The organism is Marivirga arenosa (genome assembly GCF_030503895.2).
In the GTDB taxonomy this organism is placed as follows: domain Bacteria; phylum Bacteroidota; class Bacteroidia; order Cytophagales; family Cyclobacteriaceae; genus Marivirga; species Marivirga arenosa.
This window is the reverse complement of the sequence record NZ_CP129970.2, coordinates 1,031,747-1,042,738: the sequence shown is the minus strand read 5'-3', so window position 1 is coordinate 1,042,738 and position 10,992 is coordinate 1,031,747. Positions and strand designations below refer to the sequence as shown.

Here is a 10,992-nt window from a genome sequence, read left to right as displayed (position 1 = left end):
ACTAACTTGAATATAATGGATAATAACGTTTAATGTTTACTTCATCATTTAATTTTTTTGAATTAATTATTGATTCCACAAACTCATTAGCAAAATATGGGGCTAATGATACACCTTTAGTACCTAATCCATTGAATATAAAAACGTTCTTATGAGCAGGATGGTTTCCAATTAAAGGTCTCCTATCTTTTGTTGAAGGTCTAATTCCTGCTACTTGATCTATAATCTCATATTTTACATTTAGTAGGTCATCTAATTTTTCTGTAAGCTGATTTCTAGCTTTTGAAGTAGGTTCATATGTAAGATTTTTCCATTCATAAGTAGCACCCACTCTGTAATAGTCTTGATGAGTATTTTTTACTACAAAAACTCCTCTATTAAAAATTACATCTTCCGGTAAAGCTTTTTCAGTTTTAATATGTAAAATCTCGCCTTTCACTGGTGCAGTAGGAACCCAATCAAAATACGAATTTCCGCTTAGGGGTCCATCGCAAAAAATTATATTTTGAGCTTTAATTTCTTGATATACAATAGTATCATCAGTTATAATCAGGCTTTTGTAGTCAAACTTTTTTTCAATGAGGGCATTAATGGAAGTTAAATACTGCTGATGAGCTTCAAGCATAGTTTTCACATCTAAAAAGCCACTATGCTTCAATAATACGCCTCCAAATGGATCTTTAATAAAGTTTGTAAAATGAGATTTGGTGTAAGTATGCTTTATAAATGCTGTAGCATCATCTTCTCTAGCCATCCAATCGTTCTGATCTTCTAAAGATAGAAAAGGTCGATATATGGCTTTGTCATATAAGAATTTAGTATTTAATGATTTTTCTAAATTACTATAAAAGCTTTCCAGATAGGAGAATAACTGTTCTGCTAACCAGGTTTTTTTCATTTTTCTTCCGGTAATCGGGTTGTATAAACCTGCTGCAACTTTTGAACTAGAATTAGGATTATTTTCTGAAATAACAACAAACGACTTTCTATGAAGCTTTAAATGCTCTACTACAGAAACTGAAGCAATTCCGTGACCCACTATAATGTAATCAACTTTCATAACGAAATTTTACTTTTCAAAAGAATTAAATTATTAAAGACTATGATTGTTTCAATCCAAATCACCTTCTATAATTAAATATATTTTAGGCAATCAGCTTTAATTTCAACAAATTTGCATCAAACTATAGAGATATGATACACATTAAGCAATTTGTTTTCAATCCTTTTATGGAGAATACTTATGTGGTTTATGATGATAATAAAAATGCTGCCGTTATAGATCCAGGATGTTATGAAGGTTATGAGCAAGATGAGTTGGTAAACTTCATAAAAGATGAAGGCTTGAATGTTCAGCAATTAATAAATACACATTGTCATATTGATCATGTTTTAGGAAACCAATTTGTGAAGGATAAATATGGTGTAAAGCTATATATGCATGAGAAGGATAAACCGATTTTAGAGGCAGTCCCTACTTATTCTGCCGCATATGGATTTGCCAATTATCAAATTTCTAAACCTGATATCTTCCTTAAAGAAGGCGATATTCACAAGATTGGAGATATAGAATTTGAGGTGTTGTTTTTACCAGGCCATGCTCCAGGTCACATTGGTTTAATGAATGAAAAAGAGAAAGTATTTATAGGAGGGGATGTTTTATTTGATGGTAGCATAGGTAGAACAGATCTTCCTGGTGGTGATCACGATACTTTAATCAGTAGTATTCAAAATAAACTATTTAAATATGATGATGAGGTAGTTGTATATTGTGGACACGGTTCAACTACAACACTCGGAAAAGAGAAAGCATCAAACCCTTTTTGTGCTATAAAATAAACTGCTATGATAAAAAAGAATATACCTAATGCTATTACAGCAGCGAATCTATTTACTGGTGCAGTAGGAGTTTATTTTACTAGTCAGTTTGAATTCGAATGGGCTGCTTTTTGCATAGTGTTGGCTGCTGTTTTTGATTTTTTAGATGGAATGTTAGCACGATTGCTCAAGGTTCATTCTGAAATTGGAAAACAATTAGATTCTTTAGCTGATATGGTTACTTTTGGTTTTTTACCTTCCTACATACTTTTTCAATTTCTTCAATTGAATGAAGCTGAGGTATGGAGTTTCATTGCCTTTTTAATAGCAGTCTTTTCAGCATTCAGATTAGCTAAATTCAATATTGATACTCGTCAGTCGGATGAATTTATAGGTTTACCAACTCCCGCTAATGCCTTATTCATAGGTTTTTTGATTTTTTTAAAAGGTAGTTTTTTCTCGAAATATCTGTTTGATACAGCTAGCTTAATTATAATAGCGGTTCTTTTTTCATATCTGCTTGTGGCAGAAATCCCAATGATTGCACTGAAGTTTAAAAATTTGAAATGGCAGGATAACATCTTCAGATACCTGACTATAATAATGGCTATAATTTTAGTGGCAATTTTTCAATTTTCAGCTGTTCCAATCGTTATCCTCATTTATATCATTTTATCAATTATAAAATATTCATTCTTCTCCAGAAATTAATTTGGAAAAAACACTGTTAGAACTTTGTTTTGAGAGTTTTAATGAGAATCTCCTTCACTATCATATTGACCCTTTTTATACAAATTTTGTATGCTCAATCCGTTTTGAATAAGAATGGGATGATAAAAGTAGCTACTTCAACGGAAGGAGTTTATAAAATTGATTCTCAATTTTTAGAGGCAGCAGGAGAAAATCCTTCTGAAATAAATCCTAATAAAATTCAGGTTTATGGAATGCCCGGAGGTCATATTCCACAATCAAACTCCATAGATTATCCTTATGATCCGCAACCTTTAGCTATAAAAGTTAAGGCCAATACAAATGCTGTTTTTGAGGAGAATGAAGCGGTTTATTTTTATGCTGATGCTGTAGATAATATCGACTATAATTTTGAAAATGAATTTTATGAGTATAGCAATAATGTATACAGTGATTCAATTTACTTTTTTATTGATATAAATGCAGAACAAACCAATTCAATTGCTTCAATAAGCTCAGAAAATATCAATGTAGATCAAAGTTTTAATTGGTATGATGCTGTTTATTTTCATGAAGTAGATGAAGTAAATATTTTAAGATCTGGAAGAAAATGGTTTGGTGAATCTTTTAGTATAAATAGAACTCAAGATTTTACTTTTGAATTAAATAATGATATTGCTTCATCTGATGAAATAAGCCTTACTACTCACTATTTAGCACAAACTTATAATGAAGCAAATCTAAAAATCAGGTTAAATGAATATGAGTTAGCCAGTGAGTCACTTGAAAGAGTATCAGATTTTACAATCTTTCCATATCGTGAAAAAGGCAAATTGCTTGAAAACCGATCAACAATAGCAAGCTCATTAGTTTCAGGATTAGAATTAAATATTTCGCTTACACATGAAGCTTTGGGTGCTGGTAGGTCTGATGGATATCTGGATTATTTGTTTCTAACGGTTCCTCAAAAGTTGAATGTTTTAAATTCCCAAATCGTAATTAGAAATAGGGGATTTCAGCAAATTGGTAATTATGAATTAAAAATAGGTAATCTTTCAAATGATCATTATGTATGGGAAGTGAGTGACCCTATTAATTCTAAGGAATTAATCATGAATAATGGGTCTTTTAAATTTTCTCAAACTGAGGAGAGAAGGGAAAGAAAATTCGTAACTTTTAATGCTAATTCTGCATTACGCCCGGAATATATAGGAACATTAAATTCACAAAATCTAAAGAAATCTACCTCTCCCGATTATTTAGTCATTACTTTTGACGGCTTTAATGAAAGTGCACAAAAGCTAGCTTCATATCGAGAAAATCATAATAATTTTAGTGTGGAGGTAGCTAAAATTTCTGAAATATTTAATGAGTTTGGTTCAGGTAGAAGAGACGTTTCTGCCATCCGAAATTATATCCGCTATTACTATTTAAAAAATCCAGACAAACTTAAATATGTGCTTCTTTTGGGTGCATCATCCTATGATTTTAAAGATAGAATAGCTAATAACACTAATTTAGTCCCAGTATATCAATCTAGAAATTCGCTACATCCGGTTTTTACTTATGCCTCTGATGATTTTTATGGATTCATGAATCAAAATGAAGGCTTTTGGGCAGAAGAATCGAATAATATTGATGAGCTTGACCTAGGCATTGGAAGAATACCCGCAAAAACAAAAAAGGAAGCTGCGGACGCAGTAAATAAAATAATTTACTATGAAACGAATCCTCAAGCCTTTAACAAATGGAGAAATGATATTTATTTCATTGCAGATGATGAAGATGGCAATATTTTTCATCGTGATTCAGAAGAACTAAGTAAATATGTAATTGATAATTTTGGATTTTATAATATCAACAAACTCTATTTAGGAGCATTTGAACAGGAAGTTTTTGCCAGTACACAGCGTTCACCAAAAATGAGAGAAGCCATAAATGATATGGCAAATAAGGGCGCATTAATAGTGAATTACATTGGTCATGGTTCGGAAAGTAGCTGGACGAATGAATCTATTCTTAATGTAAGCATGGTTGAAGAATGGAATAATATTGATAAACTGCCGCTATTTGTCACAGCAACTTGCGAATTCGGCCGATTTGATAATCCAAATATAGAATCAGGCGCTCAGAGAATGTTACTTAAACCTGATGGTGGTGCTATTGCATTATTAACTACTTCAAGGCCTGTGGAGTCAAGTTCAAATGCCACTTTAAATCGATCTTTTTTTCAACATGTATTTAAATCTCAAAACACTAAACCTAAAAAATTAGGGGATATTATTAGGCAAACTAAAAACTCAGGGATTGTAGGGGTTAAGAACCGAAATTTTATTTTGCTAGGTGATCCAGCTGTAACTTTGGCTGAACCTGAAAGTAATGTTCAAATTACCAATATTATGAATGAAGAGGGTGAAACGGATACTCTTAAAAGTATGTCTAAAATCACAGTATCGGGTTTAATTGAGAACAATCTAAAACAAATCATGTCAGATTTTGATGGTGAACTAACCATTGAACTTTATGATAAGCCCCAAGCATCTTCTACAATCGATAAAGCAGAAAGTGAATTTAACTTTATGACATTTGATCAAGTGATCTACAGAGGGAAGTCAAGTATTCAAAATGGGGAATTTAGCTTCAGTTTTTATGTTCCCACTGAAATAGATTACCGCATTGATAAAGGCAAGTTTAGTTTTTATGCGAAGAATGACAATCAATTAGAAGATGCATCAGGTTTTAATAATGATTTCATTGTAGGAGGTAGTTCTCTCATGTCAAATAATGATACTGCTGGTCCTGATTTGGCGTTATACCTAAATGATAGAGAATTTGAAAATGGTAATAGAGTAGGGAATGATGCTACTTTAATAGTAGATTTGTTTGATGAGCATGGAATAAGTATTTCAAATAGCAATGTGAATCCAGGTATTACCTATTCAATTGATGGTGGGGAAGATATAAAACTTAATGATTTTTTCTATTACGATAAAGATTCCTACCAAGAGGGGACCATTGAATATGATCTACAAAATTTAAAAGAGGGGAATCATTACATAACTATTAAAGCCTCTGATGTTTATAATAATAAATCACAAGCGACCATAGAGTTTGAGGTAATTGGTGAGGACGATATCGAATTGTTAGATTTTGCTATATATCCAAATCCAGCCCAATCCAATGTTAATATTCGATTACGTCAGAATAGAAAAAATGCGCAGGTTATGGTTCAGTATCAAATCATAAATAACCAGGGTCAATTAGTGTATTCCCATGAATACACTACTAATGAAGACTTCAGAATAGATCAATGGGACTTAAGAAACCAAAATGGCGAAAAACTTTCACCAGGATTATATTTTGTCAGGCTTTTTGTACGTTCTGTAGAAGATAATGCAAAAACTGACCAAATTAAAAAGCTAATTATAATCAATTAAGTATATTTGAGTAAACCAAAATAAAATGCGAGCAGCGAAATTAATATTTTTAACGGCTTTAACCGTTTTATCAACCCAAGCTTTAGGCCAAATTACTGGTCCACCTACTACAATTTCTGGGCAAGATGCTGAAAGAAATGTTATCACTACAGCTATGCCTTTTTTATTAATATCACCCGATTCCCGTTCTGCAGGAATGGGAGACGTGGGCGTAGCGCTTTCGGCTGATGCTAATGCTATGCAATGGAATGCAGCTAGATTAGCATTTGTTGATAATGAAATTGGCGCTTCTATTTCTTATTCCCCATGGTTAATGAGTATAGGCGTTACGGATATGTCTATTTCATATTTAAGTGGTTATTATAAAATATCCAAAGAGCAAGTAGTTGGCTTATCAATGAAGTATTTCGATTTAGGAAATATATTCTTCACAGATGATGGTAATACAGGGACTGATTTTTCTCCAAAAGATTTTTCAATTTCTGCTGCTTATTCCAGAAAGTTAAGCGATAATTTAAGTGCGTCTTTGACAGGTAAATTTGCTAGGTCTAATTTATTTGGAAACTACACGAATAATAATCAATCAAATCCAAGCCCAGCAACAGCGGTAGGGGTTGACTTGGGAATTTTCTATACAAAAGAATTATTGTTTAGTGGAAAGGATTCTGAGTTCTCTTCAGGAATGCAGATCGCTAATATTTCTAATAAGGTTTCGTACAGTGGAGATGATAATGAACAGTTCTTACCGATTAATTTGAAAATAGGATCAGCCTTTACCTCTAATTTGGATCCTTATAATAAATTAACTATTTCAGTTGATTTTAATAAATTAATGGTTCCTACACCTAATGAAGGAGATACTATTCCAGCAACTCTACTTGAAGGTATGTTTGGTTCATTTGGTGACGCACCTGCTGGTTTTCAAGAAGAATTAAGAGAAATTACAATTTCTTCAGGTGTAGAATACTGGTATAATAATATTTTTGCGGTCAGAACCGGATATTTTTACGAACATATTACCAAAGGAGGTAGACAATATTTCACTGCTGGATTAGGATTCAGATACCAAGTGTTAGGTTTAGATTTTTCTTACTTAATCCCAACTCAGCAAAACAATCCATTAGCAGAAACGCTTAGGTTCACAGCGGTTTTCAAATTTGAAAACTTAGGGATTGCAAAAGCCTCTGTTGCAGAGTAATTCCAAGTAAATTTTCATTTAAAAATTCATTATGCTTAATAGACAAGTTGCTCCAAAAGCATATATGCTGAAGGATTTATCATTAACAAAGCCTGAAGTTAAAAAGCTTTCAAATGATGTTTCAGTTCATATTATTCAGGATGATACTAATCCTGTTTTAAAAATTGATATACTATATCCTGCTGGAAGAACAAATGATAATAAACCAGGGGAATCGCTTATATGTGCAAAGGTTTTAGTAGAGGGAACAAAGAGCTACCCTGGAAGTGAGCTGCAAGAATTGTTAGATCATTATGGAGCGCATCTGGATTTTGCAGTAGATTATGATTATACAACCGTAAGTCTTTTATGTTTAAAAGAACATATAAATACCTTATTGCCTGTTCTAAAAAGTGCTATCAAAGAACCGCTTTTTGAAGATAAGGATTTTGAAAAAATAAAGCTTCAGCAACTTCAAAAAATTAGGGTTAATAATCAAAAGAACTCTTTAATCGCTACTCGAAATCTTAGGAAAAACCTTTTACAAGGAACACCTTATGCTAGCATACTTGAGGAAGATGAGTTAAATGCCATTCATAAGGAAGATATAGAAAATTATTTTAATAAGTATTTTGCTCTTCAGCCTGATATTATTGTAGCAGGTGATTTTGATGAAGATATTTTTAACTACTTTGATGAGTATTTTGGTAACCTGGAATTTAAACCAAATGAACCGCAGTATACAGGTAAACTTAATCCCAATTTAGAGGAAAAGAAGATTGAAAGAGAGGGCTCTGTTCAAGCTTCTATAAGAATGGGGGCTATTTCTATTCCTAGAGACCATCCAGATTACTTTGACTTATCTATTACCAATGAAATACTAGGCGGATATTTCGGTTCTCGTTTAATGAAGAATATTCGAGAAGATAAAGGATACACATATGGTATTTATTCTGTTTTAATCAATTATAAGCATGTCGATTATCATATAATCGGAGCTGATGTGAAGATTGACCACATTGAGGACACTATTCAGGAAGTGTATCATGAGATGGAAGATCTAAAAACTAATCGGGTGCCGGAGGAGGAGATTGAAACCATTAAGAACTATATGCTCGGTAAAATAGCCAGTAGTTTGGATACGGTTTTTCACCAATCAGAGAATTACAAAGTTAAGCTATCAGAGGGTGCTGATTACATTGATTATTTTGATGCCTATGTTAAAAGTATCAGAAATATCACGGCTGAAAGGATTTTAGAAATCAGTAAAAAGTATTTTTCTGAAGAATATTGTGTGATTAAGGTCGCTTAATCTCACTCGAAAAAAATATTTTGATGATGTAAATCTAAGCCATCGTTTTTAGGATTACATTTGTGTTCAAAATATGACCATCAAACAAAAAGTTGAGGCGGTTGAAAAATTATTCAGTAGCCTCGATCAGGAGATATCCCATTTTAAAAGTTTTACGGGAATATATTGTTATTCTTCATGTGGAAAATGCTGTAATAAACACGATATAGAGGCAAGTCCACTGGAGTTTTTGCCACTTGCTTTTCATTGGTTTAAAACTGGCCGAGCACAAGAATTTTATGATAAGCTTGAAAATAATCAATCCTTAAACTGCATAGTTTATAGTCCGTTGTCAATTCTAGATCAAAACCAAGGCAGTTGCAGTGAATATCCTTACAGAGGATTAATTTGTAGATTGTTTGGCTATGGCGCAAACCGAGATAAGTACGGAGAACTAAGACTATTAACTTGCAAATTGATAAAAGATGGCCAGATTGAAAATTATACTAAAGCTATCGTTTTATTGAAAAATAATGTAAAAGTACCTGTGTTTACTGAATACTATCAGAAATTAATGCAAATAGATTTTCAGTTAGCCAGGGATATATTACCCATAAATAAGGCTATTAAAATAGCATTAGAAACTGTGATGCAATATTATGCCTATCGACCTTATTCTTCAGGCAAAGGAGCAGCTTAAAAGATTCAAAATAAAAAAATCCCGATAGTTTTATCGGGATTTTTTAAAACTGCAAAGCCTATTTTACATATGAATAGGTCTATTATCTGTTGCGGCTAGGCAAGCCTCCTTAACTGCTTCCATATAAGTAGGGTGTGCATGAGACATACGAGAAACATCTTCAGCGGAAGCTCTATATTCCATAGCAGTTACACCAGCAGCAATCATATCAGCCGCTCTAGCTCCAATAATATGAATACCTAAAATTTCATCTGTATTTTTATCAGCAATTACTTTAACTAAACCTTCCAAATCCATACTAGCGCGAGCTCTACCTAATGCTTTATATGGGAATGAGCCAGTTTTATACTTTTTTCCCTCATCCTTTAATTCTTCTTCAGTGTAGCCAACACCCGCAACTTCTGGCCAAGTGTACACTACATTAGGAATTAATTTGTAATGAATGTGAGGTTTTTGTCCGGCCATAGTTTCAGCTACAAAAACACCTTCTTCTTCAGCTTTATGTGCGAGCATAGCACCTCTTACGACATCACCGATTGCATAAATATTATCAACTTCAGTTTTGAGATTATCATCAACTGAAATTTTACCTTTATCATCAGTTTTTAGGCCAGCAGCCTCAAGATTTAACCCATCTGTATAAGGTTTCCGACCCACTGCCACTAAGCAATAGTCTCCTTTGATAGTCTCTTCTTTTCCTTTATCTGTCTCAAAAGTAACTTCTACTTCTTTTCCTTTATTTTCAACTTTAGTTACTTTATGTTTTAGCTTTACATCCATTCCGAGCTTTTTCATGCTCTTCTTCATTTCTTTCCCCATGCTTCCATCCATAGTAGGAATAAGGCTGTCAGCAAATTCTAATACAGTAACATCCGCACCAATTCTTTTATACACTGAGCCTAATTCTAAGCCGATTACACCACCTCCGATAAGAATCATATGTTTAGGCACTTCCTTTAACTCTAAAGCCTCAGTACTGCTGATAATTCTTTTCTTATCAAATTTAGCAAATGGCAACTCTATAGGTTTTGAGCCTGTTGCAATAATTACTTTGTCAGTGCTGAGTTCTTCCGTTTTGCCATCAGATTTTGTAACAACAACAGTGTTTTTATCTTTAAATGATCCAACACCAGTATGTACATCAATTTTATTTTTCTTCATTAAGAAGGCAATACCGTCTACATTTTGTTTCACAACATCTGCTTTGCGGTTGATCATCTGCTTAATGTCTACTTTCAGGTTGCTCAGGTTTATCCCGTGCTCTTTAAAAGTAGTTTCAGCATTATGGTAATGCTCTGAAGAATCTAATAAAGCTTTTGATGGGATACATCCAACATTAAGACAAGTTCCTCCTAAAGTATTATATTTTTCAATAATGGCTGTTTTCATGCCTAGTTGTGCGCATCTGATAGCTGCCACATAACCACCAGGACCAGAACCAATTACTGTTACATCGTATTTTGACATTTCTTTTTATTTTAGGTACTAAGTACTAAGTACAAAGTACAGGGTTTTAAATCAGTTTTTGTTGTAAAGAGTAAGTCATTCTTCTTATTTCACTTATTCTTTCTATTATTTCTTCAAAACTCTTTTCATTAATATATGAAAGTCGGTTAGAAAGATTGCTTTGAGTTTCTAGTTCTGCTAGAGATCCCAAAGCAATTCCTAAGAATTGATAAAATTCTTTAGGGTTATTTCTACCAGCACCTTCAGCTATATTAGAAGGGATTGATACCGCACTTCTCTTCATTTGGGATGTTAGTCCAAATTTTTCTTCATTAGGAAAAGCTGATGTTATTTTATAAATAATTTCAGCAAGATTCATTGACTGTTTCCATATTTGAAGATCTTGAAATTTATGCATTTTATTCTCAATACT

General features: G+C 32.9%; 9 protein-coding genes. 6 read left to right on the top strand and 3 right to left on the bottom strand.

The window, feature by feature from the left end:
- Position 1: 1 nt before the first annotated feature.
- A complete protein-coding gene (locus QYS48_RS04555; protein WP_308357703.1) occupies positions 2-1,060 on the bottom strand; it encodes an FAD-dependent oxidoreductase in 1,059 nt (352 codons plus the stop codon).
- 134 nt (positions 1,061-1,194) lie between these two features.
- Between QYS48_RS04555 and QYS48_RS04550 the strand changes: the two genes are divergently transcribed.
- The 6 genes from QYS48_RS04550 (at position 1,195) to QYS48_RS04525 (ending at position 9,113) form a co-directional block, all read left to right on the top strand.
- Positions 1,195-1,839 carry an MBL fold metallo-hydrolase gene (locus QYS48_RS04550; protein ID WP_308357702.1) on the top strand — a complete coding sequence of 215 codons (645 nt, stop codon included), beginning with the start codon at positions 1,195-1,197 and terminating at the stop codon, positions 1,837-1,839.
- Between the two features lie 6 nt (positions 1,840-1,845).
- Positions 1,846-2,529 carry a CDP-diacylglycerol--serine O-phosphatidyltransferase gene (gene pssA, locus QYS48_RS04545; RefSeq protein ID WP_308357701.1) on the top strand — a complete coding sequence of 228 codons (684 nt, stop codon included), beginning with the start codon at positions 1,846-1,848 and terminating at the stop codon, positions 2,527-2,529.
- A 41-nt stretch (positions 2,530-2,570) separates the two neighbouring features.
- Entirely contained in the window at positions 2,571-5,945 is a 3,375-nt protein-coding gene (gene porU, locus QYS48_RS04540) for a type IX secretion system sortase PorU (protein ID WP_308357700.1), read from the top strand.
- A 25-nt stretch (positions 5,946-5,970) separates the two neighbouring features.
- Positions 5,971-7,143: a type IX secretion system outer membrane channel protein PorV gene (porV, locus tag QYS48_RS04535; protein WP_308357699.1), complete on the top strand. Its 1,173-nt coding sequence runs from the start codon at positions 5,971-5,973 to the stop codon at positions 7,141-7,143.
- A gap of 31 nt (positions 7,144-7,174) precedes the next feature.
- Positions 7,175-8,434, top strand: coding sequence for a pitrilysin family protein (locus tag QYS48_RS04530; RefSeq protein WP_308357698.1), 1,260 nt, complete (start codon positions 7,175-7,177; stop codon positions 8,432-8,434).
- Between the two features lie 73 nt (positions 8,435-8,507).
- Complete coding sequence (locus QYS48_RS04525) at positions 8,508-9,113, top strand: YkgJ family cysteine cluster protein (RefSeq protein WP_308357697.1); 606 nt, start codon at positions 8,508-8,510, stop codon at positions 9,111-9,113.
- Between the two features lie 63 nt (positions 9,114-9,176).
- Here QYS48_RS04525 and lpdA read toward each other — a convergent pair whose 3' ends face one another.
- Together lpdA and QYS48_RS04515 are read right to left on the bottom strand one after the other, a co-directional pair.
- A complete protein-coding gene (gene lpdA, locus QYS48_RS04520; RefSeq protein WP_308357696.1) occupies positions 9,177-10,580 on the bottom strand; it encodes a dihydrolipoyl dehydrogenase in 1,404 nt (467 codons plus the stop codon).
- 46 nt (positions 10,581-10,626) lie between these two features.
- Positions 10,627-10,977: a four helix bundle protein gene (locus tag QYS48_RS04515; protein ID WP_302103428.1), complete on the bottom strand. Its 351-nt coding sequence runs from the start codon at positions 10,975-10,977 to the stop codon at positions 10,627-10,629.
- Positions 10,978-10,992 lie beyond the last annotated feature (15 nt).

Coding starts and splice junctions, on each gene's coding strand:
- QYS48_RS04530 (WP_308357698.1), top strand. CDS start 7,175: ATGCTTAATAGACAAGTTGCTCCAAAAGCATATATGCTGAAGGATTTA.
- QYS48_RS04550 (WP_308357702.1), top strand. CDS start 1,195: ATGATACACATTAAGCAATTTGTTTTCAATCCTTTTATGGAGAATACT.
- QYS48_RS04525 (WP_308357697.1), top strand. CDS start 8,508: ATGACCATCAAACAAAAAGTTGAGGCGGTTGAAAAATTATTCAGTAGC.
- pssA (WP_308357701.1), top strand. CDS start 1,846: ATGATAAAAAAGAATATACCTAATGCTATTACAGCAGCGAATCTATTT.
- porU (WP_308357700.1), top strand. CDS start 2,571: ATGAGAATCTCCTTCACTATCATATTGACCCTTTTTATACAAATTTTG.
- lpdA (WP_308357696.1), bottom strand. CDS start 10,580: ATGTCAAAATACGATGTAACAGTAATTGGTTCTGGTCCTGGTGGTTAT.
- porV (WP_308357699.1), top strand. CDS start 5,971: ATGCGAGCAGCGAAATTAATATTTTTAACGGCTTTAACCGTTTTATCA.
- QYS48_RS04555 (WP_308357703.1), bottom strand. CDS start 1,060: ATGAAAGTTGATTACATTATAGTGGGTCACGGAATTGCTTCAGTTTCT.
- QYS48_RS04515 (WP_302103428.1), bottom strand. CDS start 10,977: ATGCATAAATTTCAAGATCTTCAAATATGGAAACAGTCAATGAATCTT.